Consider the following 23,987-nt stretch of genomic DNA (forward strand, 5'->3'; position numbering starts at 1 on the left):
TTTAAAATACATTACAAATTTTTTTGAGATAAATATCTCTACCAACTCTTTCAATCAAACCGTTGTCTTCCATTTCTAAAAGATATCCAGCAATTTTTTCTTGATCTACTTTTTTATGAGCTAAGTCTTTTAAAATTTCAATCACCTGTGGGTGGTCATCCTTAATAAAAGCCCTACCTTCTTTATCATATGATGGACCTTGTAATAAAACATTTAAACAAGCAACATAAGCCCATTTGACTTCTAAACGAATTAATTTATACTGCATCGTATCAAACAAAGCATTAGGCATATAATATTGACCTTCATGTTTTCTTAAATCCTCTACATCCTCTTTATGATAACATATCATATTTATTCCCTCCTTGCGACATATCCTTATTATAGCATAAAGGTTATCTAATCTCTAACCCTTTTTGTGAAAGTAGAGACATCTTGAAATCCAATATGTTGATATTCTTTGATAACATCTTCTACATGTTCTCCAACACGATCACTTGTATGTGAATCACTACCTATTGTGATTATACGACCACCTAAATCATAATACCTTTGAATTTGTTCAAAGTTGGGAAATCCACAAACCCCTCTTGTTTTATAACCTGATGTATTGACTTCTAGTCCTTTTCCCTTATGAATAAGTGTTTTAAAGATATCGTCAATAATGTCTTGATGAAGTGAATGTTCAACTTCTTTGTTAACATATGGACCATATCTACAAATATAATCTAAATGTCCTAAACAGTTAAAACAGTCAAAAGTCTGAACACATTCTAATGTATTCAAAAAGAACTCTCTATGAGCTTCCTCTTTTGTTTTATTAATAAAGAAAGCTGCTGGTTCATAAAATTCAGTTTGATGAATAACATGGATTGAGCCAATCACATAATCATAATCATGAGCATTCACAAAACGATTGATTTCATCAATATATTCAACATCTAAACCAATTTCCAATCCAATCTTAATCTTAATAAGTTGTTGAAACTGCCTCTGTAACTGTTTAAGTTCTTTGAAATAATTATCTGCATCTAATTCAAATGGACATTCAGGATAATGAAAATCTCGATGATCAGTAAAACAAATTTCATCTAGTCCTTTAGCAATTGCAGTATGAATATGAACTTTAGGATCAGCCTCACTATCGGCTGAAAAGTAAGTGTGCATATGGTAATCTATCTTTCTCATAATATCCTCCATTTCTCATTATTTTAACACCTTTTATTAAGAAAGAAAAGATTTATCATATTCTTTGATTTTCTTCATAATGATGCATATAATACTCATAAATAAGGAGGAAATAAATATGTCTATTTATCATAATTTTAACGAATTAGTTGGTCATACTCCAATACTAGAGTTACAAAACACAAAAGCAAAAGAACATTTAAAAGCAAACATTTTTGCCAAATTAGAATACTATAATCCTGCTGGCAGTATTAAAGATCGCGTTGCAAAACAAATGATCATGGATGCTATAGAAAATGGTCAATTAAAACCAGGTGCAACTATTATTGAACCCACAAGTGGCAATACTGGGATTGGTATTTGTGCTGTTGGAACATCATTAGGCTATAAAGTGATTATTGTCATGCCTGAAACAATGAGCGAAGAACGCAAGAAATTAATGAAAGCTTTTGGTGCTGAGCTTATTCTCACTCCTGGCAGTGAAGGAATGAGTGGTGCTGTTGCTAAGGCTAAAGAACTTGCACAAACTATTCCCAATAGTTTCATTGCTGGTCAATTTGTCAATCCAAGTAATCCCAAAGCACATCTTGTTTCAACAGGTCCAGAAATCGATGAACAGATGGAAGGAAAAGTAGATATGATTATTGCTGGAATTGGGACTGGTGGCACTATCACAGGACTAGGACAATATTTCAAAAGCAAATATCCCCATATTCAAATTATTGCAGTTGAACCTGCTGATTCCCCATTAATTTCTCAGGGAAAATCTGGTTCTCATAAAATCCAAGGAATTGGAGCTAACTTCATTCCTGAAATACTTGATACAAATATCTATGATAAGATTGTAACAATTACGACTGATGATGCATATGAATCTGTGAGAAAACTTGCTAATACTGAAGGGATTCTTGTAGGTATCTCTTCTGGAGCTGCTTTGCATGTCGCTAAACGCCTTGCTTTACTAGAGGAAAATAAGAATAAAAATATTGTCGTCATTCTACCAGATAGTGGTGAGCGTTACTTATCTACAGATTTGTTCTCATCCTTATGTAACAAGATTTATAAAAATAAATAGATTTCATCCCAAACTTCCAATAATGAGTATCTCATAATAATCAACTGATACTTATAAATTCTTAATGGGTAAACAAAATTCTTATCATCTTTTTATGTGATAAGAATTTTTTAGATTTTTTACCCAGAAAAAAAGAAAAATAGCAAAGAAATGATGAATATATAAGTAGGGGAATCTTTTTGTGTGTTTACTTTAAGCAATTGTTGTGGTATATTGTTTATAGATACTATCTCTGCTTAAGATTCTCTATATCTTAATAGAGGAGGTTGACGATGTGTTCGTATGTGAAAGGAATACTGAATATCTGGATGCGATTTCCAGACTCAAGGTGATTGATGATGATTTCATGAGGATTGTCTTCAAGGATAAGGAGTGCCTGACTCAGTTTCTTGAGATTATCTTAGAAAGGCCTATTGAAATCATTGAATGGCATGTGCAGTATGATATCAATAATATTCTTGGAAGGTCTATCAGTATTGATGTCTTTGTCAAAACTGAAAATCATTATATCAATATTGAAGTGCAAAGAGATTATACTGGAGCCAATCCAAGACGGGCAAGATTTCATGGAAGTCTGATTGATGCCAGTACATCATATCCTAAAGAAGAATGGAAGGACTTGCCTCATATGATTATCATCTTCATAACAGAAGAGGATGTCCTAGGATATGGGTTACCAATCTATCATGTTCATAGAACAATAGATGAGAATAACCAGATATTTGATGATGGAAGTGAGATCATCTATATCAATGCAAGTATTCAGGAGGATAATGCCTTAGGGAGATTGATGCATGATTTTCTATGTAGTGAGACAAGTGATATGCATTATGAGTTTTTAAGGAAAAGAGTGAGTTATTTTAAAGAGACAGAAGGAGGGAGAAAAGAGATGTGTGAAATCTGGGAAGAGATTAAGCAAAAAGGCATTATTGAAGGCGAGGCCATAGGAGAAATGAAAGGAATGGTAAAATCAATACAAAAGTTAATGAGTAAAAAAGGATATACATTGGAAGAAGCGTTTAACTTTTTTGATATACCAGAAGAAGAGCGTTCAATATATATACAAAGAATGATTTCATAAAGGGAGTATCAAAAAAGTGAGATAATCTTAAATATTTGACTTTTATATATTATTTTATGATATTTCAATTAGATGTTTTATTGAAGAATGAAATGACATGGTCAATTTTTGAACTTGTCATTTTTCATATTATTATATCAAAATTTAATAGTATATGTATTGCTTCTTCAATTTAAAGAGAGTATTTTAGGTAAATAAAAAAGATTTAAAGTATTTGTTTATATATCTCAACACTTTAGATCTTTTCATTAAATTAACTTTAACTTATGACGGTTTACTTTATTTCATAAATGGTGCATATTCTAAACGAATGAAATATCCTTGATCATGATCACAAACAGGACATTTTTCTGGAACTTGTGTCCCTTCAAAAATAAATCCACAATTAAGGCACATCCATTGAATTGAAGAAGTTGATGAATATAATTCATTGTTTTCAATCCATTTTGCTAATTGACCAAAACGATCACCATGTGTTTTTTCAATATCTGCAATATTCTTAAAATCTTGTGAAACTTTTAGGAAGCCTTCTTGCTTAGCAACTTCAGCAAAATTTTTATAAACATCTTCATATTCTTCATACTCATTATGTCTAGCATATTCTAATAATGTTTTGACATCGTTAGATAAATCAACTGGATAACCACCATCAATAAAAATAGTCTCACCTGCCATTGATTCTAAATGATTATAAAATATTTCGGCATGCTCTTTTTCTTGATTAGCTGTAAATAAGAATACATCTGCAATCATATGTTGTTTTTGTTTAACTGCTTCTCCAGCTGCAAATGTATAACGATTTCGAGCTTGTGATTCTCCTGCAAAGGCACGCATTAAATTCTCTTTCGTTTGACTTTCTTCAAATTTGATACTCATTTGTATCCCTCCTTCAATAAACTCAGTATAAACAATAATAAAAAGAATTATTCTGTATACATTACAAAATAATTCTCTTTTTGTATAAATCCATATTTCTCATAGAGTCTCATAACCTCTTTTGATGAATATAAACAAATCATTCCAACTTGATTTTGACCAATCAGTTCATCAATCATTTTTGTCGCAATACCTTGATGATGATAATGATGATCTACTCAAACATTTATCAATTGTCCTACTTTACCACTCAAATTTTAATGAGAAGGCACAATTGTGTATTGATAAAAGATTACTCCTGAGCATATCCTAGAAGGATCATAACTTGATGAGTAAGAAAACGTTCTAATTTCTTAAATTGTTTTCTCTTCAATTTTCTACTTAGAAAACATTTTTAAATCTTTGATTCTTAAATCAACAAGTTCATCTAAATCTTTAATTATTGGAAATTGTATCATAGTATTGTTTCTCTTTCTTATTTAATAACCAAACAACAATAAGAATACAAAGAACTGGTTCTACAATCATCAATAGAAATGTATTCATAAGATTACTACATATATAATCGATACAATAAATATCAATTAATGGCGCAATGGTTATAAAATGAATAAAAACACTTAAAATGAAAAACTCGATTAATAACATTGTATATTTAAGTGCAGTATTTTTCATTAATATTCGCCTCTTTGATGAAAATCTTTTTTATTTCCTGTAATCTGATGTCTTTCTCCCAATTTTTTTTCTATATCTTCCACTGTAATATTTTGATTGGCCATAAGAACATAGACATGATAAAACAAATCACTAATCTCACCAATCAATTCCTCATTATCACTATTTTTAGCAGCAATAATTGTTTCACTTGCTTCTTCTCCAACCTTTTTACAAATCTTATCTATACCTTGTTCAAATAAATAATTTGTATAAGATTTCTCCACAGGATGCACTTTGCGATCTTCAATTAAATCATAGAGTTCATGAAAGATATCAAGATTCTGATATGGCATAATTTCATTAAAGAAACAAGAATATGTTCCTGTATGACATGCAGCTCCAATTTGTTCAACATAAATCAATAGTGTATCTTCATCACAATCCAAATACATTCCTTTAATATATTGAAAATGACCCGATGTTTCTCCTTTATGCCATAATTCATTCCTAGAACGAGAATAGTAATAAGTTTCTTTTGTCTTTAACATTCTTTCATATGCTTCTTCATTAACATAGGCAAGCATCAAAACCTCTTTTGTATGATAATCTTGTATAATGGCTGGTACTAAACCATTCCCCTTTTCAAAATCTGGTCTCATATATTTCTCCTTACTGGTATAGAATGTTTTGCACACTCTTCCTTAACTTGATCAATTGTTGCTTCACCATAATGAAATAAAGATGCTGCTAAAGCGCCATCACAATTTGTTTTTTTAAAAACATCAACAATATCCTGAATATCACCACAGCCACCACTTGCAATGACAGGAATTGAAACAGCATTCATCACAGTATTCAACATATCTATATCAAAACCGTCACGTGTTCCATCGCGATCCATAGAAGTCAAAAGGATTTCACCAGCACCTAAAGATTCACACTGTTTCACCCATTGAATCAAATCAAGTCCAGTATTTTGACGCCCTCCTGCAATATAGACATCATACCCACTCTTATCATCACGTTTTTTTGCATCAATAGCGACAACAACACACTGAACACCAAACTCATCAGAAGCTTGTTTAATGAGTTGAGGATTCTTAATGGCAGCTGAATTAATGGAAACTTTATCTGCACCGCTTGATAATATCATTCTAAAATCATCAATTGTACGAATACCGCCTCCAACTGTCAATGGAATAGATAATTCACTAGCCCCTCTTTGTATCAACTCTCTTATAATATCACGTTCTTCATAAGTTGCTGTAATATCTAAAAAAACAACCTCATCTGCACACTGTTCATCATAACGTTTAGCAATCTCAATAGGATCACCAACATCCTTTAAACCAACAAAGTTTACACCTTTAACAACCTTACCATCTTTAATATCTAAACAGGGGATGATTCTTTTCGCAAGCATGATATCACCTCCTCCAAATTAATTTTTCCTTCATAGTAAGCTTTCCCAACGATACATCCATAATAGCCTAGTTCATTCACTTTGTAAATATCCTGAGCATCTTTAATACCACCAGAAACGACAAACTGAAGATGACAATGTTGAGCAATATTCTTATACAAATCAAACGATGGACCACTTAGTGTTCCATCTTTAGAAATATCAGTGCAAACTATATATTCAACACCTAACTTCTCTAGTGCCTCTAAAAAATCTAAATAATGTGTTTGGGTATTAACGAGCCACCCAGATGTTGCAACAAACTCATCCTTAACATCAACCCCTACGACAATACGAGTTGGACCATATTTATCAAGAGCTTCTTTTAAAAATTCAGGATTTTCAATTGCAGCTGTTCCTAAAATAACCCTATCTATTCCAATCTGACTTAAATATAAATCAACCGTCTTCATATCTCTAATGCCACCACCCAATTCCACTGGAATCGATAATGATTCTTTAATCTTTTGTATCGTTTTGAGATTCGTTGTTTTACCATCTTTGGCACCATCTAAATCTACCACATGTAAATAATCTGCACCCATGTTTTCAAATTCTAAAGCAATATCAATAGGTGAAGTAGAATAAACCGTTTTTTGTTGATAATCCCCTTTATATAAACGGACTGCTTGTCCATCTTTTAAATCAATCGCTGGTATTAAAATCATTTGATCATCTCCTTAAATGCTAATAATATTTTTTTACCAACTTCACCACTTTTTTCTGGATGAAATTGACACCCCATAACATTCTCTTTTGCAACAATTGCTGTAATTTTCTCACCACCATACTCACAATAAGCAATGAGTTCCTGACTAGGTACATAAGCCATATAAGAATGAACAAAATAAACAAAATCTTTTTCTTTTATATTTTGAATAAGAGGATGATCTTGATGAAAACAAAGTTCATTCCATCCCATATGAGGAATTTTATCATCTACTTCCATCAACCGAATTTCTCCATCTAAAAATCCTAATCCTTTACATTCTTTAATTTCCATACCCTTTTCAAAAAGAATCTGCATGCCTAAACATATACCCAAAATAGGGATACCAGCATCTTTTCTTTCCTTTAATATTGTCATAAGATCAAACCTTTTCAAATTGTCCATAGCTACAGGAAAAGTACCAACACCTGGTAAAACAATTCCTTTTGCTTGCCGTATCACCGCATGATCACGACTCACGATTGTTTCTACACCAATACGTTCAAAAGCATTTTGCACACTTTTGAGATTCCCTACATTATAATCAATAATAACAACCATCTTTTATCCCCCTCCTGCATTTTACAAAAGACCTTTAGATGAAATAACCATATCCTTATTCTTTTCATCAATCATCACAGCAGTTTTTAAAGCACGTGCAAAACTCTTAAAAATAGCTTCAATAATATGATGTGTATTCTCACCATAAGCTTCATGAATATGCAATGTTATTAACGCCTGATCACTGACAGCTTTGAAAAATTCTTTTGTCATTTCTGTTTCATAGTTTCCCAAAACGAGCATTGGTAATGTCACTTGATAAACAAGATAAGGACGTCCACTTAAATCTAAAGTTGTTGTGACAAGAGCTTCATCCATTGGAATCGTCATTTGCCCATAACGAGTAATTCCTCTTTTATCTCCTAAAGCATTTTTCAAACATTGTCCCAAAACAATTCCTAAATCCTCAACTGTATGATGACTATCGACCTTTAAATCACCTTGACAACTGACCTTAATATCAAACCCACTGTGAAATGCAAGAAGTTCAAACATATGATCCATAAATCCAATACCAGTATCAATATTAGCTTGACCATTACCATCTATATTTAATTCCATACTTATTTTTGTTTCTTTTGTTTCTCTCATTATTGAACTTGTACGCATTTTATTCCTCCTCGAATCTCACTGCAACACTATTTGCATGAGCATCCAATCCTTCCAATTTTGCAAACTTTATAACATCATCTTGAAATGTCTCTAAAACTGCTTTGGGATAATAACTATAAGATGAATATTTTACAAAGTCATAAACTCCCAAAGCACTATAAAATTTTGCTGTGCCACCTGTTGGAAGAACATGGTTTGTTCCTGACATATAATCTCCCAAAGGCTCAGGAGTATATTCACCTAGGAATATAGATCCAGCATTTTGAATCAAAGGGAGTGTATTCATAGGATTTTCAACCAATACTTCTAAATGTTCAGGAGCTAAATAATTAGAAACCTCGAAAGCCTCCTTAAGACTCTCTACAATAATAGCTCCTCCATAATTTTCAATTGATTCCTTAATAATATCTGTTCTTGATAAATAACTTAATTGACGTATCAATTCTTGATTCACTTTTTCCACCAAAGAAGATGAAGTTGTAACAAGAATAGCACTTGCCAATTTATCGTGCTCTGCCTGACTCATCAAATCAGCAGCAATATATTTAGGATTAGCTTTTTCATCAGCCACAATTAATATTTCACTAGGTCCTGCAACCATATCAATATCAACCATTCCATAGCAATTCTTCTTTGCAGTTGCAACATAGATATTTCCTGGTCCAACAATTTTATCAACCTTAGGTAAAGTGTTTGTTCCCATTGCAACACCTGCTATGGCTTGAGCACCACCAACTTTATAAATTGTATCAATACCACAGACATAAGCTGCTGCTAGAATTGTTGGATTCACTTTCCCATCAGCTTTTACAGGGGTGATAATAATCAAATTTTTAACACCGGCTAGTTTCGCTGGAACAGCATTCATTAAAACAGTTGATGGATAAGTTGCTGTTCCACCAGGTACATATAAGGCGACTTTTTCAAGTCCACGTACAAGTTGTCCCATCATGACTCCATTACCCTTATACATTGACCATGATTTATCAACTTGATTTTTATGAAACTCTGTAATCTGTTGTTTTGTGCGTTCCAAAATACGCATAAAATCTTTACCAACTTCTGAAACCCCATCTAAAATCTCCTGCTTTGTCACAACAAAATCTTTAGGATTATCAATCATAAAGCCATCAAATTTACGACAATACTTCATTAAAGCTTTATCACCATTCTTCTTGACATCTTCAAGAATATCATTTACAGAATCATTCACCTGTTTCGAGATATCTGCTTTACGTGATGAAAATTTCACAGCAATATCATCAAAATTCCCCTTAAAATCTAATACTTTTAACATTCTCATCTTCTCCCTTCAATGCATCAATCAAATTAAATATTTGGTCTTTTTTAAATTTCAAACTTACTTTATTCACAATCATCTTTGTTGAAATATCACTAATCTTTTCTATCACTTCTAATCCATTAGCCTTAAGTGTTGAACCTGTTTCAACAATATCAACAATAGCATCACTTAATCCTACAACTGGTCCTAATTCAACAGATCCCTCAAGTTTAATAATTTCAACATCCTCTTGCTTAGATGTAAAATAATCTTTAGCAACTTTCGTATATTTAGAAGAAATTCTCTTCCTTCTTTTGAATTCTTTATTTCTATATTCTGGATAAGCAGCAACTGCAAAATAGCACTTCCCAATTGCTAAATCTAACATATCATAATAATCATGAAAATCACTATCATCTAAAGTATCTTGACCAACAAAACCTACATCAACAATACCGTGTTCTAAAAAAGTTAAAACATCATTGGCTTTAGCAAAAATCATTGATAATCCATCTTGAGTTTCAATTAATAATTCTCTGTCTTTGTGAAAAATAGGCTCCATATCAAAACCTTGCTTAGCTAACAATTGACAAACCTGTTTTTCGATACGCCCCTTTGTAATAGCAATCTTAAGCATTGTTTTCTTCCTCCTTTTCAAGTGCCTTTAAGATATGACTCAAATCATAACTAAATCCAATAGCTGGAACAACTTTATGAAAATGATCCATCAATTTATCATATCTACCACCATTTATAATTGTATCTGCACTATATGGAGAATAACCTTTAATGATAATACCTGTATAATATTTCATACTAGGAGTCATTGCTAAATCAAAACTAAAGAACTCTTTTTTCTCTAACTTGTCATAAAGATCTCTAAGTTCAAGTAAAGCATCTTTTAATTGTTGATCTTGTATCATCATAATCATTTGATTTAACATTGCTATATCTCCAAAGCATCTTGGCAACTGAATAAGCAAATCTTTAAGAGGACTTTGAATACCTTTTCTATCTATTAATATTTTCATAGAAGATAAATCTCTCTTCTTTAAAATATCAACAAAAGAAGTATCATCAACCAATTCGCATAGTCTTTTATAGAATTTAGCTGAACTCATTTCAATCTTTATATCTTTTAATCCTAAATAAGATAATGTCTCTTGAATAATATGCAAACATTCTATATCACCTGCAAATCCAGCTTGTCCTAATAACTCTATTCCAGCCTGAAAAAACTCACTGCTTCTTCCTTTATGACGTTTTTCTTTACGATAGACATTTCCAAAATAACAATATCTCTTAACTCCTATTTCTTTTTGACTACTATATAATCGTGCCAAAGGAATAGTGAAGTCAGTCCTTAAAGCAACTCTTTTTCCTTCAAAATTAATATATTGAAACATTTTTTCCTCTTCAATTCCACTATCTAAAGCATTATATAAATCAACATATTCAAAAGAAGGCATCAAGACTTCTAAATAATCATGCTCAACAAATACTCTTCTTAAATCATTTTCAATCTTACGTAATGTAGATACATTATTCATAATTGCATCTATACTTTCTTCTGGTATCAAATATTTATATTCTTCCATTTTTTATCCCCTCTCTTATAAAAAAATGACGAGTCTTAATGACTCGCCATATAAACCTCTAAGCCATCAGATACAACCAAATTTTATATACACAAAATGGGTTGTATCTATTCTTTTAGATATAACCCTAGTTGTTCCAATGATGGTGATGAAATTTTGAATATAAAATTGTGTTTTTCATAAATATCACCTCATTTTTTACTATTCTAACACATTTTATACAATAAAAAAAGAACTTTTTTGAAAAAGTTCCTATTCTTTTTTGAATATCTCTTGATATCTCAAAACTTTGTGTTTTTCTGTCTGCTCTTAAGACATACAAGTGATTTTTGTTTAACGCCAATATCCTTAGCAATGACATCACATTTCACCATCAACAAGAAATAAAGACTTTGTTTTAAATCTTCACTTAAACTTTCATAATTTGCCTGACCCTTGCATATGACTACATCAGCTTGATGATAAATCTGTTGAAATTCCAAACTCGTTCTTGGTAAAATTGTGCCTAAAGAATCATCACCATTACTGATAATATCTGCATATTTATCCATTCCTACAAAATAAGCATCTTCTTCTATAGAATCATTTACAACGGCTGATCCTCTGACCCCAAAATAAATATGAAGTTGAGGATTAAGCTCTTTTATCTTTTTAATAAGTAATAAATCCAAACAAATTTCACCACAGTTATCTCCTAAATATAATAACATTTTAGCTTTTTTTAAATCACATATACATTGTTCGCTATCATCAATAGTGAATTGATATGTATCTATCTTTTCAAACCACTTCATAATGTCTTCTACATTTTGATTATGCATAGGATTAAAATCTATAATATTGCCTATAATTGCATACTTCATTGCTTCTATCAAAGGATTATAAGAACTATCTATTTTTTGTTCAAAAAAACTCTGTTCTTTAAGAAACAATTGATTATAATACTGTCTCAATTGATTATAGGGATCATCATTACCAATATGTTCTTTCAATAAACGAAAAGTTGCACCAATAATTTCTGGATTTGACTCCGTAAAATCTAACTGACTCAAATATTGAAAAACTCTTTGATAAAGTCTATTTGTATGAGTTGCTTCTGTCATCTTAGCAACCCTAACAACCTGATTGACCAAACAAGGTAAACATTCATCATGCATTTTCATATTCTTTTCCTCCAATCAAAAGAAACTCTCAGTGAGAGTCATGATTTTTCAAAGATTTATATGTAGATATAAAAAGATCACTATTAAATACATAGATATGACTAATATGTGTATGTTTAATCACTACATGATGCTGTGATTTTTTTTCAACAAATTGGATATCTTTATATTCAATCATAGTTGGAAGCATGGCAGCCACTTTCCATTCATAAATCATCATAACATCATCAAATAATACCATCTTATATCTTAATAATAACAAAAATAACGCTATTAAAGATAACATAAGAGCTCCTATCATTTGTGTTCTATGGTCCTCTAACCCACAATAAACAGCAACACCTAAAAAAGCTATAAAAATAACGAAACAAACCAGAAACATTCTATATTCTTTAAATTTTTTATTCATTTTTATCACCATTCATAGTTTATCATATTTCTTCTTAAAACAAAATGATTATCTTATTTTATGGAATTCTAAAAAAAAATAATAATTTTTTATTAAAATGTTTGTTTTTTATTTATTTTTGTATATAATAGGAAAAAAGGAGGATTCATACTATGAAATATATTGAAAAAGTATTAGATGAAGTGAAAACTAAAAATGCAGATCAACCAGAGTTCATTCAAGCTGTTGAAGAAGTTCTTGAAAGCTTAGAACCTGTTATTCTTGCTCATCCTGAGTATGAAGATATGGCTATTCTTGAAAGACTCGTTGAACCAGAGAGAACTTTAATGTTTAAAGTCCCATGGCAGGATGATAAAGGAAAGGTGCAAGTCAATAGAGGTTACCGTGTACAATTCTCAAGTGCTATTGGACCTTATAAAGGCGGATTAAGATTACACCCATCTGTTAACTTAGGTATTATTAAATTCTTGGGGTTTGAACAAATTTTTAAAAACTCATTAACAACTTTACCAATTGGTGGTGGTAAAGGTGGTTCTGATTTTGATCCACAAGGAAAATCAGATGCAGAAATTATGCGTTTCTGTCAATCATTTATGACTGAATTATATCGTCATATTGGACCTGATGTTGATGTACCAGCTGGGGATATTGGTACTGGTGCTAGAGAAATTGGATATATGTATGGACAGTATAAACGAATCAGAGGAGCATTTGAAAATGGTGTTCTTACTGGAAAACCAATGCCTTATGGTGGTTCTTTAATTAGACCAGAAGCTACAGGATTTGGTGCTGTATATTATGGTAAAGAAGTATTAAGTCACTTTGATGACTCTTATGAAGGAAAAACAATTGCCTGTTCAGGTTATGGAAATGTTGCTTGGGGTGTTTGTTTAAAAGCAAGAGAGTATGGAGCAAAAGTTGTTTCTATTTCAGGTAGAGATGGTTACGTTTATGATCCTGATGGAATTGTAACTGATGAAAAAATTGAGTTCTTGGTTCAAATCAGAAGTCACAACAACGTCAAACTAAAAGATTATGCAGAGAAATTCGGATGCGAATTTCATGCTGGTGAAAAACCATGGGGATTAAAAGTTGATATGGCTTTCCCTTGTGCAACTCAAAATGAAATTGGACTTGACGAAGTGAAGCAATTGGTTGCTAATGGAGTCAAATATATTATTGAAGGAGCAAATATGCCAACAACTCCTGAAGCCATTGCTTATTTCCTTGAAAACAAAGGAATTTTAGGACCTGCAAAAGCAGCAAATGCTGGTGGGGTTGCTGTTTCAGCATTAGAAATGGCACAAAACTCAATGAGATATAGTTGGACAAAAGAAGAAGTAGATGCGAAATTACACCAAATCATGATTGATATTCATAATTCTTCTGTTGCGGCAGCTGAAAAATATGGTTTAGGATACGATTTAATCAAAGGCGCAAATATTGCTGGTTTTGAAAAAGTTGTTGCTGCCATGATTTCACAAGGTATTTATTAAAGAAGTTCACAAAAGTGAACTTTTTTATTTTGTAAACGAATGACTACAGATATGTTACAATAATGATATAGACAAAGATATGAACATGTTAGATAATAACAATGAAAGGAGATTTCTATAGAATTTGGAGAAAGATTAAAAATGTTAAGAAAAGAAAAAAATGTATCAATACTTTCATATGTCATATGAGGAATGATTACAAATCAAACATATTCAAAAGAAATCATATCCACCATATATATTCAGTCTCATTTTTAGTACTATCCTTCTTTTTGCCCAATATCACTCAAGACTTTGCAGGCTCTGCTATTATTATAACACCAGCTAGATTGTGCTTATTTTCATGCATTATTGGATTATTATTCTCATTCTTTCTCATTTATAGAAATCATCGGAAATAAGATATGAAAAAACATAAAATCATTTTCTATTCATTATTTTTATTCATGATTATTATTATGACTATTCAATGCATAAGTATATCTACAAGTTTTGGAAGCTTTCCTTGGTGGGTTGGTATTCTTTTTCCTACTTGTTTTATAAGTCTTCCTCTATTCTTCTATGCACTCTATTTAGCCATTATATATAAATACTACCAAGAATTTATATTCATATCAATTTTTATTACAATTCAAATTATCTGTATTTTTGCATAAAGAAAACTCTCATAATGAGAGTTTTTTATTCTTCAGCAGGAAGTTCTTTTAATTCAGTTTCACCTGTTACATATTTTAAAATTTCAATAGCAGCAGCTTTAGGACCTTCATGCTCATTTCCTTTAATTCCAAGTCTAGTACGTAATTGACCAACTTTAACACCTTGTTTAAACATTCTTTTAAAATAATCTTGTAAAATAGGCTCAGTTTGATCTCTTCTTTGAACAGGACCGAATGGATTTGCAAAATAACTTTCTACAATTCCCATTTCTGTTGTTGTTCCTTTTGCCATACGTGCACCAGCTCTAAAGACTTCTAAAGCATCATCAGCATTTTCAAAGAAACTTAATGCTTCATCTTTATCTTCATAGTTGTTAGCATATAAGAACATATCAACATCATGTTTAGCTACAACATCTTTATAGTCTGTAATAGGAATAACAATACGAGCATTCACTTTATCAGGATTCATAAATACAGATCTATCCAATTCCTTAAAGCTATATCCAGCATCTAAATCATCTAAACGAACAAAAGCCCCAATTTCTGTTCCAGATGTTTTTACTTGTCCTTTTTCATCTAATGAAAGAACTCCCATATCATCATAGATTGTCTTCAAATCAGTAATATATGCAGCCCCATAAACTTTAATCTGTTCAATAGTTTCACTCTTTCCAGCACCACTATCTCCCATAACAACAATATTCTTTGTTTCTCCATTATGGAGAGTCATTTTCACCATTGCTCCATGAATTGGTAATTCTCTATGATTGATTTTTTGGACATTATGCAAAGTTAAAACCATTTTTTTCATATAACCAAAATAATCAAAATCATCATTTGCTGATAATAAAGCAACAATCATATCATTTGTTTCATCTTGGTAGAATGCCTGATTATCCTTCCCATCCTCATAACCATAGACATAGATCAAATCTGGTTTTCTATTTCTATATTCAGATTCATCTGCTAAATCAAATAAATTACACAATGTAACACCTTGTGCCATAAATTTGACATTAAAATAAATAAAACATAATAAATCTCCAACCTTGGCAGGATAACAGAACCATGAATCTGAATCAAATTTCTTATCTTCTATTGGATTTGTTTTCATCTCAGGAAAAACACCATCTCTTTTATTACGTTTAGAATAAGCAATAAATGGTGGATGAATAACCACAGATTCAATAAATGGGATTTCATCTAAATTACGATATTCATATGGTAAAAATGGTCGCATATGTGTCACAGTTAATCCAGCATTCACCCCTGCTGTAATTTGACGCATAACTTTATCTTTTTTACCAAGTGCTCTTTCGATGGTACGATAGACTTCCAAAACCAATTCTTCAAATTCATTTTGGGCATCAGCAAATTGAACATTTTGATAACCAGCACGTTTCGTTTCATTAAAAACAACTGCATATCTTTGAAGACGTCTCCAGAATAAGTAAATATCTTCAACAAGTGCAATGAACATATCATTATCTTTAAAATATTTTTGAGCTTCTGGACGAATACTGCAAACTTCATCAACAGACATAACTAATAATAATTTAAAGATTCCTCTTAAGTTTTCTAACAAATCAACATCATCTTCTTGAATACTATGAAGATATACATAAATAGTTGTATCTTTTCTTTTTATATTCCTAATATATTTTTCTAAGACTTTTGCAAAAGATTCACTTTCTATCAATTGACAGCGACTTTGACAAAACTCTTCTGAGAAATTTAAAATAGCATTACCTCTTGTGACATTAAATTTATACGCCATAATTCCACCCTTCCTTTAGATATATCAATCTATATCCCTTTTGATTATCATACATTCTATCAAAAAAAGTTCTCCTTGACTACTAAAAACGTAAAATTTATTCAATGATAGCGTTTTTATTTTTAAAATTTATCTTTTTTTCATTTTTTAATACTATTTTTTCTATAAAATAGACAGATACATATACATTTTTATGAGAAATATAAATATCATGACTATTCTTTCTTAAATCTATACTATCATTATTGTATACAATCCTTCCTCGACCATAATCAAAATGATAGTCGCTGTCGCTCAATTGATATGTTAAAGTGTGCTTATTTTGATCAATATAGACACGAGCATTCTTATCCATAATCACAACCATATTATACATATCATTTAATGATGCATACCATATATCATCTTTTTGAAATGCTTTCAAATCAAAGGTATAGATTTTGTCATTCTGACGATAACTTGCAACATATGTTTCTATCTTTCCATTATATTCTTCATCATGAACTTTATGCGACATCAAATATATAAACAAGCCAATAATAATGCTGACAATAACTCCGACAGTTATCAAACGATCATATCTGATTTTCATTTTTTCTCCTCCAAAATAAAAAGGTCTTATCAAAAGACCTTAAAAAACACACGACCAACAACCTGATCATCAAAATCAATATATCCAATCATTCGTGAATCTATACTATTATTACGGTTATCTCCCATAACAAAGACTTTTCCTTCTGGTATATCATAGGCAAAATCTTCATTGCCTACCATCGCTTCCTTGATATAGTCTTCATTCAATAATTCTCCATTACGATAAAGTTTATTGTCTTTCATTTCAATATGATCACCTGGTAATCCTATAATTCTTTTAATAATTTGATCTTCTCCAGGACTCACATGATATGCCACAACAACAATATCATTATAAGAAGGCTGTCCTTTCTTATAAAAGACTTTATCTACAAGAATAATATTACCATTATGATAAGTTGGTTCCATTGAAGCACCAACAACACGAGAGATTTGTATAAAATAAAGGACTGCTAAAGTGAATACAACTGTTATAATAATCACTTTTATATATTCAAACAAGGATTTCTTGATATCTTCTTTTTCCATTTCTATCACCTTGATTTATTATATCACATTATCCTCCATCTTTTAAGCGTGTTCTCAATTTTGTCACAATTTTTTTCTCAAGTCGTGAAACCTGAACTTGTGAAATTCCCAATCTTTGAGCTATAGCTTCCTGATTATAATCTAATTGATAACGCATATAGATAATCATTTTCTCTTTCTCATCTAGTTTTTCCATTTCCATTTCCAAGGCAATTTTTTCAAACCACATATGATCACTCTTATCAATTAATCTATCTTCCATACTAATTGTTGAACCATCTTTTTCATATATTGGTTCACTTAATGAAGTTGGGTAGTAAGATGAGTCAATAGCTTCAACAACATCATGTACATCTACCTCCAAATAACGGGCAACTTCTTCAACAGTAGGTTCTTCATTATTTTCTGCCTGCAATATCTCTTTGGCTTTGGTGACCTTGATATTTAATTCTTTGAGTGAACGTGAAACTTTGATTGTTCCATCATCACGGAAATATCTTTTGATTTCTCCCATAATAATAGGAACAGCATATGTTGAAAATTGGACATTATATGATGGATCAAAATGATTAATAGCTTTCATTAATCCAATGCAACCAATTTGAAACAAATCTTCCTTATCATAATAGCTATTCTTGAATCTATGAACAATAGACCATACCAATCCAAGATTATCTTTGACCACCTGTTCTTTAGCTTGTTCATCCCCTGAACGCACCTTTACAAGTAAGTCTAATGTTTTTGAGCTAGCCATTATCTTTCAGTCTTTTTGTGATGATTAGTTTTGTTCCTATATTGACAACACTTTCTATCTCTAATGAGTCAGCAAGTGTTTCTATGATTGTCATTCCCATTCCTGCATGTTCTAAGTCTTTTGCGGTTGTATAAAAAGGTGTTTTCACCTGATCTAAGTTTTCAATGCCTTTTCCATAATCCTGTATAATGAGTTTGACTTGACGATCTTCTATTTGTACTTTCATAACAACCATACACTCTGGGTTATGATTATAGCCATGAATAATCGCATTGCTGACACCTTCTGCAACAATTGTCTTAAATTCAATAATCTCGTCGATTGTTGGATTTAAAGGTGTTAAAAAAGCACCTACTGTCGTACGAGCAAAGTTCTCATTATCAAGTGATGCACTAAAGCTAACTTCCATTTGATTCATAGTGTCCCCTCCTTTAAACTTTCAATTGTTTCATAATAAGGCATAATTTGAAATAATCCTGTTAATTCAAATAAACGATATGCTACCTGATTTAAACCTGTTAAAATAAGAGTTCTATGATCAAACTTGAGTTGGTTATAACGACCTAAAACCAAACCAATTCCTGAACTATCAATAAAAGATGTGCCTTTAAAATCAAAAACGACGTCTTCATTTGTTTCTTCTAGTAGATCACTTAATTGTTGACGATAAACAGGGGCATTAACACAATCTATTTCACCTTGAAAATGGACAATAATTAACTGATCTGTAATTTCTATATTCATACTGTTTTCCACATCAATTCCTCCTTCTTTGCTATCATATACCAATTCAATTTGAAAGAAAATCGATTCGCTAAAACTAGAACAAAACCTACAAAAGTAGAAAAAATCTGCACTTTTAAATTTTTACATTATTATAGATAAAAAGATCTTGATTAACTTAAAGAAATGTATTGATATAAAAATTTGATTAAGATAAAGTTTACAAATGAGGACAAGAAAAGAGAGGAATATAAATAACCATTAAGATAAGATAATGTATGAGGAGGAACTTGCATGGAATGGTTAATGAATTTAAATAAAGCCATAGAATATATTGAAAACAATTTGGATAAAGAAATATCTAATGATGAAGCAGCACGTATTGCCTGTTGTTCAACGTACTATTTTCAACGTATGTTTACCTATGTAACAGGTATTTCATTAGCGGAGTATATTCGTCGTCGCAGGATGTCGCAAGCGGCTTTTGAATTACAAAGAACAGAACAAAAGGTCATAGATATTGCATTGAAATATGGATATTCTTCCCCTACTTCTTTTAATAGAGCATTTCAAAATGTTCATGGTATGACTCCCACTGCTGCTAAAAACATGGGAAGTATATTAAATGCATATCCACCAATCAAATTTTCTGTTGAAGTTACAGGCGGTCATGTTATGTCATATCACATTGAGAAAAAAGATGCTATGCGTATTGTTGGCATCCGTACTCCATTAGTTGAAGACATGGGAGAAAATCACAAAAATATCCCCAACTTTTGGAAAGAAACAAGACAAGGAATGAATTTTCAAAAAATATGTTCTTTATCTACATTAGAACCTCGAGGAATTTTAGGAATCAGTGTTTATCAGAATCCTGAGAATATTTTTTACTATATTGCTGCAGCAAGTGATAAACCTATTTTAGAAGGAATGTACGAATATGAAATACCAGCAGCAACATGGGTTATCTTTAAAACTGATGGACATTTTCAAGAGAGTGTACAAAGTGTTTTTCAACGATTTTATAAAGAATGGCTATTATTCTCGGGCTATGAATATGCAGGACTTCCTGATATTGAGGTATATCCCATAGAAGAGGAAAAACCCATAAGTGGTTATTCTGAAGTGTGGATTGCCATAAAAAAGAAGGAGAATTAATTTATGAACTATCAAATTGTATTAAAAGATATTGAACCAATTCATGTCGCTTATATGAAGTATGTGGGAGTTGTTACTGAAGCCAATAAAGTTTTTCCTCATGTCTTTAAAGCGATTATGGGAAAGACAAATGGGGCGCCCTTATTCAACTATCTCTCACTTAATAAAGAAACGAAAATTGGAGAGATGGAACTTTGTGTTCCAACAAACGCAACACCTACTGGAAATGGTATAGAAACTAAGCAATTACCACGCATAAAAGCAATCTGCGTTACTCATATCGGTCCCTATGAAACACTTTCACTTGCATATGAATGTATTAATGATTTTGCCAAACAAAATAAATTTATCTTAGTTCCACCTTTTCGCGAAGTTTTCATAAAAGGTCCTGGCATGCTCTTAAAAGGGAATCCCAGCAAATACATTACAGAAATACAATTTCCAATTATGGAGGAATAAATATGTACGCTATTCAGACACAAAACACCGTTAAAAAATACAAGAATGGTGTACAGGCATTAAACGGAATTAATATTTCTGTAAAAACAGGTGAAATTTTCTCTCTACTAGGGCAAAATGGAGCAGGAAAATCTACACTTATTAAGATACTCACAACTTACTTAAAACCGACTTCTGGTAAAGTGATTATGTTTGATCAAGATATTCACAATCAGACTGATGTTGTACGTTCAACAATTGCATGTGTTGCCCAACAAACTTCTATTGATACACATTTATCCTTAGAAGAAAACATGATGTTTCAAAGCCGTCTTTATAAAATTCCTAAAGCTAAAGCAAAAGAAAAGATAGAGGAATTAATAAGAGATTTTGAACTAGAACAATATAGAAATTATCCTGTATCATCTTATTCTGGTGGAGTAAAAAGGCGCTTAGATATTGCATTGAACATGATGTCAAATCCAAAAATCTTATTTTTAGATGAACCAACTGTTGGAATGGATATCCAATCACGAATGAGGATGTGGGATATGTTGTTAAAAATACGTGATCATTTTGGTACAACAATATTTCTAACAACGCATTATTTAGAAGAAGCAGACCAACTCAGCGATACAATATGCATTATGAAAGATGGGAAAGATGTTATACAGGGAACACCTTTACAACTCCGTTCGCTTATTCATCAAGATAGTCTGCAAATACAATTTTTAACTCAAAATGAAGTTCAAGAATGCCTTCCTTTATTCCAACAACTTTTTGTAGGCAGATCAGTATTTGCAAGAAATAAATCAATAATTGTTAATATACAAAACAGCCATTCTGATATGGAAAAAGCAATGAATTTTCTATTAAAAAACCACATTCCTTGTCAAAGTATTCAAATCATACAACCAACTTTAGAGGATGTATTCTTACGCTTAACTACAAAAAAAGAACAGGAGGTGAAAAAAGAAAATGAATGTCTTGGCAATATTACACAGAAATATTAAATGGCGTTTTCACAATGCATTGACCATAATCATTACTATTCTACAACCAATGCTTTGGTTAGTCATGTATAGTTCAGTAGCTGGAAGCACTATGCAAAATACAGGAATTAAGAATTATACTGCCTTTATTCTACCTGGACTCATAGTGTTGGTGAGTTTTGGTGTTTGTAGCAGTGGTGGAATTATGAATTACTTAATGAAAAATGATGGCAGTTTTTATCGTATTCTGATTGCCCCTATTCATCGCAGTTCTATTGTTTTAGGACAACTTTTGGAAGCTGTATTATGTTCGTTTTTTGAAGTGACAATTATGGTTATAGTTAGTCTATTCTTTTCTGTTAGAATTCCTTTAAATATTTCCATCATATTATATATAATTATTTTGATATTCTTAATGTCATTTTTTATGGCAGGAATTTGTTATGCTATAAGTCTTATACTTCCAAATGAAGTTATGTATGAAACAGTTATGAATGCAATTGTTCTTCCCATTTTCTTTCTTAGCACTGCATTATTTCCTGCTAACAATATTCATGGTGCTTTAGCAATTGCTATTCATATCAATCCATTTACTCATGTTATTAATATATTACGCTCATTTATTCTCTATGAAAGATTAGATATTGGACAGATGATTTTTGTAATGATTCTTTTTATGATACTTGGGTGTATCAGCTTCTTATGGGCACATCACAAATTAAAAAAGGAAACCAATTTATAAACCTAATATTTTCTATAGAGAAACAATAGAATAACCATAAGCAAATAATCTCATGATGATTTTATATATTTATGAAATCATCTTTTTTGATAAATTAAGTTATTTTTTATACACATGAGAAGTATTGTTATTTAAAATATAAAAATACCCTATATATGATACGACTTTATTTCGTATTCATTCTATAGAGTATAACAATCTCATTGAACTATATCTTATTTTATACGAATGCTTTAAAATAATTGTACATTTTTTCAGGTAAAGTTAAAGCTTCAATATCATCTTTACTTACAACTTCAAACGAAGCAATATTAACATCACTACGCATTAATAATATATGTCCAATTGTTTCACCTTTTTTTATAGGTGGAACTAGATTTGTATAATTCATTTCATATGTGACTTCATCTTGAGCACTCTTATCTTTAACATAGACAACATCTTCTTTACAAACAACCTCTACTGATTTTTGTCTTGCATTTTCAATAGGAATCTTTTCAATGATATCATCTTTTTTAAAGAGAATCACATTTTCATAAAGTGAAAAACCATAATCTAACAATTGAGAAACTTCTTGATTTCTCACTTTTGGTTCACTTTCTTTCATGACGACTGCTATAAGTCTTAAACCATTTCTTTTTGCTGTTGAAACAATACAATAACCTGCTTCTTTTGTATACCCTGTTTTTAATCCATCTGCTCCTTCATAAGATTTTAGTAACTTATTGGTGTTGACTAACCAAAATTTTTGAGCAGAATTTTCTCTAATATAACTGTCATAAAGAGAAGTTGTTGCAAATAAACGATCACCACCTATTTGAATTAAATAGGAAGCCATTAATCCTAAATCTAAAGCACAAGTATAGTGGTTATCATCATGAAGTCCTGTTGGATTCATGAAATGTGTATTGGTTAAATTCAATTCTTTAGCCTTTTCATTCATCATTTTCACAAATCCATCATTTGTCCCTGCAATTCTTTCTCCCACCATAACACAGGCATCATTAGCTGATGCAATACTAATTCCTTTAAATAAGTCTGAAACGCTCATCTGTTCGCCTTCTTCAAGATAGATTTGACTTCCACCCATACTTGCAGCATAAGCACTACATGTTAAAACATCATCCCATTTCAATGTTCCTTTATTAATTGCTTCAAACATAAGAATCATTGTCATAATTTTTGTTGTGGATGCTGGGAATAACTTGTCTGTTTCATGTGATGAATAAAGGACTTGCTTAGTAGATGCTTCCATCAATACAGATGAAGCAGCATTCGGCGCCAATTTTAAATCCTCAGCATAAACAACTTTAGGAAACATACACAATAACATTACAAATAAACATATAAGTATTTTTTTAATCATGGAAACACCTCAAGTCATTATATGTGATAAAAAGAAAAAAATGTAAAAAAGCAACAAATCATTGTCGCTTATTTTTATTATTAAATA

Annotated in this window: 28 protein-coding genes and 1 pseudogene; 7 read left to right on the forward strand and 22 right to left on the reverse strand. The window is 31.1% G+C overall.

What is annotated here, in order from left to right; all coding sequences use genetic code 11:
• Position 1: 1 nt before the first annotated feature.
• Entirely contained in the window at positions 2-352 is a 351-nt protein-coding gene (locus GQF29_RS02615; protein ID WP_008788344.1) for a hypothetical protein, read from the reverse strand.
• A gap of 47 nt (positions 353-399) precedes the next feature.
• Positions 400-1,188, reverse strand: a complete 789-nt coding sequence (locus GQF29_RS02620) for a histidinol-phosphatase HisJ family protein (RefSeq protein ID WP_008788343.1) — start codon at positions 1,186-1,188, stop codon at positions 400-402.
• 118 nt (positions 1,189-1,306) lie between these two features.
• On the opposite strand from GQF29_RS02620, the gene cysK reads away from it, so the two are divergent.
• Both cysK and GQF29_RS02630 read left to right on the forward strand, forming a co-directional pair.
• A complete protein-coding gene (cysK, locus tag GQF29_RS02625; RefSeq protein WP_008788342.1) occupies positions 1,307-2,263 on the forward strand; it encodes a cysteine synthase A in 957 nt (318 codons plus the stop codon).
• Positions 2,264-2,537: 274 nt separating this feature from the next.
• Positions 2,538-3,344, forward strand: a complete 807-nt coding sequence (locus GQF29_RS02630; RefSeq protein WP_017144160.1) for a PD-(D/E)XK nuclease family transposase — start codon at positions 2,538-2,540, stop codon at positions 3,342-3,344.
• A 279-nt stretch (positions 3,345-3,623) separates the two neighbouring features.
• Here the strand turns inward: GQF29_RS02630 and rbr are convergent, their stop codons facing one another.
• The 13 genes and pseudogenes from rbr to GQF29_RS02695 form a co-directional block, all read right to left on the reverse strand.
• Positions 3,624-4,220, reverse strand: coding sequence for a rubrerythrin (rbr, locus tag GQF29_RS02635; RefSeq protein ID WP_008788339.1), 597 nt, complete (start codon positions 4,218-4,220; stop codon positions 3,624-3,626).
• 47 nt (positions 4,221-4,267) lie between these two features.
• A pseudogene (locus GQF29_RS02640) lies at positions 4,268-4,426 on the reverse strand (GNAT family N-acetyltransferase); the annotation flags it as partial.
• A gap of 229 nt (positions 4,427-4,655) precedes the next feature.
• The gene (locus GQF29_RS02645; RefSeq protein WP_008788338.1) at positions 4,656-4,895 is read right to left on the reverse strand and encodes a hypothetical protein; all 240 of its coding nucleotides are present in this window, start codon (positions 4,893-4,895) and stop codon (positions 4,656-4,658) included.
• Positions 4,895-5,536, reverse strand: coding sequence for a bifunctional phosphoribosyl-AMP cyclohydrolase/phosphoribosyl-ATP diphosphatase HisIE (gene hisIE, locus GQF29_RS02650; RefSeq protein WP_008788337.1), 642 nt, complete (start codon positions 5,534-5,536; stop codon positions 4,895-4,897). Before hisIE ends, GQF29_RS02645 begins: the two co-directional genes overlap by 1 nt.
• Complete coding sequence (gene hisF, locus GQF29_RS02655; protein WP_008788336.1) at positions 5,533-6,300, reverse strand: imidazole glycerol phosphate synthase subunit HisF; 768 nt, start codon at positions 6,298-6,300, stop codon at positions 5,533-5,535. The genes hisIE and hisF overlap by 4 nt, the downstream gene beginning before the upstream one ends.
• Positions 6,270-7,007 (reverse strand): 1-(5-phosphoribosyl)-5-[(5-phosphoribosylamino)methylideneamino]imidazole-4-carboxamide isomerase, encoded by a 738-nt coding sequence (gene hisA / locus GQF29_RS02660; RefSeq protein ID WP_008788335.1) that lies wholly within the window; start codon positions 7,005-7,007, stop codon positions 6,270-6,272. The genes hisF and hisA overlap by 31 nt, the downstream gene beginning before the upstream one ends.
• Positions 7,004-7,609, reverse strand: a complete 606-nt coding sequence (hisH, locus tag GQF29_RS02665; protein ID WP_008788334.1) for an imidazole glycerol phosphate synthase subunit HisH — start codon at positions 7,607-7,609, stop codon at positions 7,004-7,006. Before hisH ends, hisA begins: the two co-directional genes overlap by 4 nt.
• Positions 7,610-7,630: 21 nt before the next feature.
• Positions 7,631-8,218: an imidazoleglycerol-phosphate dehydratase HisB gene (gene hisB, locus GQF29_RS02670; RefSeq protein WP_008788333.1), complete on the reverse strand. Its 588-nt coding sequence runs from the start codon at positions 8,216-8,218 to the stop codon at positions 7,631-7,633.
• A gap of 1 nt (position 8,219) precedes the next feature.
• On the reverse strand, positions 8,220-9,518 hold the full coding sequence (gene hisD, locus GQF29_RS02675) for a histidinol dehydrogenase (protein WP_008788332.1): 1,299 nt from the start codon (positions 9,516-9,518) through the stop codon (positions 8,220-8,222).
• Positions 9,496-10,140 (reverse strand): ATP phosphoribosyltransferase, encoded by a 645-nt coding sequence (gene hisG / locus GQF29_RS02680; RefSeq protein WP_008788331.1) that lies wholly within the window; start codon positions 10,138-10,140, stop codon positions 9,496-9,498. Before hisG ends, hisD begins: the two co-directional genes overlap by 23 nt.
• Positions 10,133-11,101: an ATP phosphoribosyltransferase regulatory subunit gene (locus GQF29_RS02685; RefSeq protein WP_008788330.1), complete on the reverse strand. Its 969-nt coding sequence runs from the start codon at positions 11,099-11,101 to the stop codon at positions 10,133-10,135. The genes hisG and GQF29_RS02685 overlap by 8 nt, the downstream gene beginning before the upstream one ends.
• 281 nt (positions 11,102-11,382) lie before the next feature.
• Positions 11,383-12,264, reverse strand: a complete 882-nt coding sequence (locus GQF29_RS02690; RefSeq protein WP_008788329.1) for a damage-control phosphatase ARMT1 family protein — start codon at positions 12,262-12,264, stop codon at positions 11,383-11,385.
• A 28-nt stretch (positions 12,265-12,292) separates the two neighbouring features.
• The gene (locus tag GQF29_RS02695) at positions 12,293-12,673 is read right to left on the reverse strand and encodes a hypothetical protein (protein WP_017144158.1); all 381 of its coding nucleotides are present in this window, start codon (positions 12,671-12,673) and stop codon (positions 12,293-12,295) included.
• 152 nt (positions 12,674-12,825) lie between these two features.
• On the opposite strand from GQF29_RS02695, the gene gdhA reads away from it, so the two are divergent.
• The gene (gdhA, locus tag GQF29_RS02700) at positions 12,826-14,169 is read left to right on the forward strand and encodes an NADP-specific glutamate dehydrogenase (RefSeq protein WP_008788327.1); all 1,344 of its coding nucleotides are present in this window, start codon (positions 12,826-12,828) and stop codon (positions 14,167-14,169) included.
• A 681-nt stretch (positions 14,170-14,850) separates the two neighbouring features.
• On the opposite strand, the gene GQF29_RS02705 is transcribed toward gdhA, so the two are convergent.
• The 6 genes from GQF29_RS02705 to GQF29_RS02730 form a co-directional block, all read right to left on the reverse strand.
• On the reverse strand, positions 14,851-16,605 hold the full coding sequence (locus GQF29_RS02705) for a hypothetical protein (protein ID WP_008788326.1): 1,755 nt from the start codon (positions 16,603-16,605) through the stop codon (positions 14,851-14,853).
• A gap of 97 nt (positions 16,606-16,702) precedes the next feature.
• Positions 16,703-17,197, reverse strand: coding sequence for a hypothetical protein (locus GQF29_RS02710; protein ID WP_008788325.1), 495 nt, complete (start codon positions 17,195-17,197; stop codon positions 16,703-16,705).
• 29 nt (positions 17,198-17,226) lie between these two features.
• A complete protein-coding gene (gene lepB / locus GQF29_RS02715) occupies positions 17,227-17,727 on the reverse strand; it encodes a signal peptidase I (RefSeq protein ID WP_008788324.1) in 501 nt (166 codons plus the stop codon).
• 28 nt (positions 17,728-17,755) lie between these two features.
• Positions 17,756-18,481: a SigB/SigF/SigG family RNA polymerase sigma factor gene (locus tag GQF29_RS02720; RefSeq protein WP_008788323.1), complete on the reverse strand. Its 726-nt coding sequence runs from the start codon at positions 18,479-18,481 to the stop codon at positions 17,756-17,758.
• Positions 18,474-18,899 carry an anti-sigma F factor gene (gene spoIIAB / locus GQF29_RS02725; RefSeq protein ID WP_008788322.1) on the reverse strand — a complete coding sequence of 142 codons (426 nt, stop codon included), beginning with the start codon at positions 18,897-18,899 and terminating at the stop codon, positions 18,474-18,476. The genes GQF29_RS02720 and spoIIAB overlap by 8 nt, the downstream gene beginning before the upstream one ends.
• A complete protein-coding gene (locus tag GQF29_RS02730; protein WP_008788321.1) occupies positions 18,896-19,237 on the reverse strand; it encodes an STAS domain-containing protein in 342 nt (113 codons plus the stop codon). Before GQF29_RS02730 ends, spoIIAB begins: the two co-directional genes overlap by 4 nt.
• A 261-nt stretch (positions 19,238-19,498) precedes the next feature.
• Between GQF29_RS02730 and GQF29_RS02735 the strand changes: the two genes are divergently transcribed.
• The 4 genes from GQF29_RS02735 to GQF29_RS02750 are packed head-to-tail and all read left to right on the forward strand — an operon-like array spanning position 19,499 to position 22,534.
• Positions 19,499-20,362, forward strand: a complete 864-nt coding sequence (locus GQF29_RS02735; RefSeq protein ID WP_008788320.1) for an AraC family transcriptional regulator — start codon at positions 19,499-19,501, stop codon at positions 20,360-20,362.
• Between the two features lie 3 nt (positions 20,363-20,365).
• Positions 20,366-20,821: a GyrI-like domain-containing protein gene (locus tag GQF29_RS02740; RefSeq protein ID WP_008788319.1), complete on the forward strand. Its 456-nt coding sequence runs from the start codon at positions 20,366-20,368 to the stop codon at positions 20,819-20,821.
• Between the two features lie 2 nt (positions 20,822-20,823).
• Positions 20,824-21,813: an ABC transporter ATP-binding protein gene (locus GQF29_RS02745; RefSeq protein ID WP_008788318.1), complete on the forward strand. Its 990-nt coding sequence runs from the start codon at positions 20,824-20,826 to the stop codon at positions 21,811-21,813.
• On the forward strand, positions 21,779-22,534 hold the full coding sequence (locus GQF29_RS02750) for an ABC transporter permease (RefSeq protein WP_008788317.1): 756 nt from the start codon (positions 21,779-21,781) through the stop codon (positions 22,532-22,534). The genes GQF29_RS02745 and GQF29_RS02750 overlap by 35 nt, the downstream gene beginning before the upstream one ends.
• 220 nt (positions 22,535-22,754) lie before the next feature.
• On the opposite strand, the gene GQF29_RS02755 is transcribed toward GQF29_RS02750, so the two are convergent.
• Positions 22,755-23,900, reverse strand: a complete 1,146-nt coding sequence (locus GQF29_RS02755) for a D-alanyl-D-alanine carboxypeptidase family protein (protein ID WP_008788316.1) — start codon at positions 23,898-23,900, stop codon at positions 22,755-22,757.
• Positions 23,901-23,987 lie beyond the last annotated feature (87 nt).

The sequence above is a fragment of the Coprobacillus cateniformis genome (assembly GCF_009767585.1).
GTDB classification, from domain to species: domain Bacteria; phylum Bacillota_I; class Bacilli_A; order Erysipelotrichales; family Coprobacillaceae; genus Coprobacillus; species Coprobacillus cateniformis.

Excerpts from the sequence above, each read along its gene's own strand:
- hisH (WP_008788334.1), bottom strand. The coding sequence starts at position 7,609 with ATGGTTGTTATTATTGATTATAATGTAGGGAATCTCAAAAGTGTGCAA.
- GQF29_RS02735 (WP_008788320.1), top strand. The coding sequence starts at position 19,499 with ATGGAATGGTTAATGAATTTAAATAAAGCCATAGAATATATTGAAAAC.
- hisB (WP_008788333.1), bottom strand. The coding sequence starts at position 8,218 with ATGCGTACAAGTTCAATAATGAGAGAAACAAAAGAAACAAAAATAAGT.
- GQF29_RS02615 (WP_008788344.1), bottom strand. The coding sequence starts at position 352 with ATGATATGTTATCATAAAGAGGATGTAGAGGATTTAAGAAAACATGAA.
- spoIIAB (WP_008788322.1), bottom strand. The coding sequence starts at position 18,899 with ATGAATCAAATGGAAGTTAGCTTTAGTGCATCACTTGATAATGAGAAC.
- rbr (WP_008788339.1), bottom strand. The coding sequence starts at position 4,220 with ATGAGTATCAAATTTGAAGAAAGTCAAACGAAAGAGAATTTAATGCGT.
- GQF29_RS02710 (WP_008788325.1), bottom strand. The coding sequence starts at position 17,197 with ATGAAAATCAGATATGATCGTTTGATAACTGTCGGAGTTATTGTCAGC.
- GQF29_RS02755 (WP_008788316.1), bottom strand. The coding sequence starts at position 23,900 with ATGATTAAAAAAATACTTATATGTTTATTTGTAATGTTATTGTGTATG.
- GQF29_RS02690 (WP_008788329.1), bottom strand. The coding sequence starts at position 12,264 with ATGAAAATGCATGATGAATGTTTACCTTGTTTGGTCAATCAGGTTGTT.
- GQF29_RS02705 (WP_008788326.1), bottom strand. The coding sequence starts at position 16,605 with ATGGCGTATAAATTTAATGTCACAAGAGGTAATGCTATTTTAAATTTC.
- GQF29_RS02720 (WP_008788323.1), bottom strand. The coding sequence starts at position 18,481 with ATGGCTAGCTCAAAAACATTAGACTTACTTGTAAAGGTGCGTTCAGGG.
- cysK (WP_008788342.1), top strand. The coding sequence starts at position 1,307 with ATGTCTATTTATCATAATTTTAACGAATTAGTTGGTCATACTCCAATA.
- GQF29_RS02620 (WP_008788343.1), bottom strand. The coding sequence starts at position 1,188 with ATGAGAAAGATAGATTACCATATGCACACTTACTTTTCAGCCGATAGT.
- hisD (WP_008788332.1), bottom strand. The coding sequence starts at position 9,518 with ATGTTAAAAGTATTAGATTTTAAGGGGAATTTTGATGATATTGCTGTG.
- hisA (WP_008788335.1), bottom strand. The coding sequence starts at position 7,007 with ATGATTTTAATACCAGCGATTGATTTAAAAGATGGACAAGCAGTCCGT.
- GQF29_RS02685 (WP_008788330.1), bottom strand. The coding sequence starts at position 11,101 with ATGGAAGAATATAAATATTTGATACCAGAAGAAAGTATAGATGCAATT.
- GQF29_RS02750 (WP_008788317.1), top strand. The coding sequence starts at position 21,779 with ATGAATGTCTTGGCAATATTACACAGAAATATTAAATGGCGTTTTCAC.
- hisIE (WP_008788337.1), bottom strand. The coding sequence starts at position 5,536 with ATGAGACCAGATTTTGAAAAGGGGAATGGTTTAGTACCAGCCATTATA.
- gdhA (WP_008788327.1), top strand. The coding sequence starts at position 12,826 with ATGAAATATATTGAAAAAGTATTAGATGAAGTGAAAACTAAAAATGCA.
- GQF29_RS02745 (WP_008788318.1), top strand. The coding sequence starts at position 20,824 with ATGTACGCTATTCAGACACAAAACACCGTTAAAAAATACAAGAATGGT.
- GQF29_RS02740 (WP_008788319.1), top strand. The coding sequence starts at position 20,366 with ATGAACTATCAAATTGTATTAAAAGATATTGAACCAATTCATGTCGCT.
- hisG (WP_008788331.1), bottom strand. The coding sequence starts at position 10,140 with ATGCTTAAGATTGCTATTACAAAGGGGCGTATCGAAAAACAGGTTTGT.
- lepB (WP_008788324.1), bottom strand. The coding sequence starts at position 17,727 with ATGGAAAAAGAAGATATCAAGAAATCCTTGTTTGAATATATAAAAGTG.
- GQF29_RS02695 (WP_017144158.1), bottom strand. The coding sequence starts at position 12,673 with ATGAATAAAAAATTTAAAGAATATAGAATGTTTCTGGTTTGTTTCGTT.
- GQF29_RS02645 (WP_008788338.1), bottom strand. The coding sequence starts at position 4,895 with ATGAAAAATACTGCACTTAAATATACAATGTTATTAATCGAGTTTTTC.
- hisF (WP_008788336.1), bottom strand. The coding sequence starts at position 6,300 with ATGCTTGCGAAAAGAATCATCCCCTGTTTAGATATTAAAGATGGTAAG.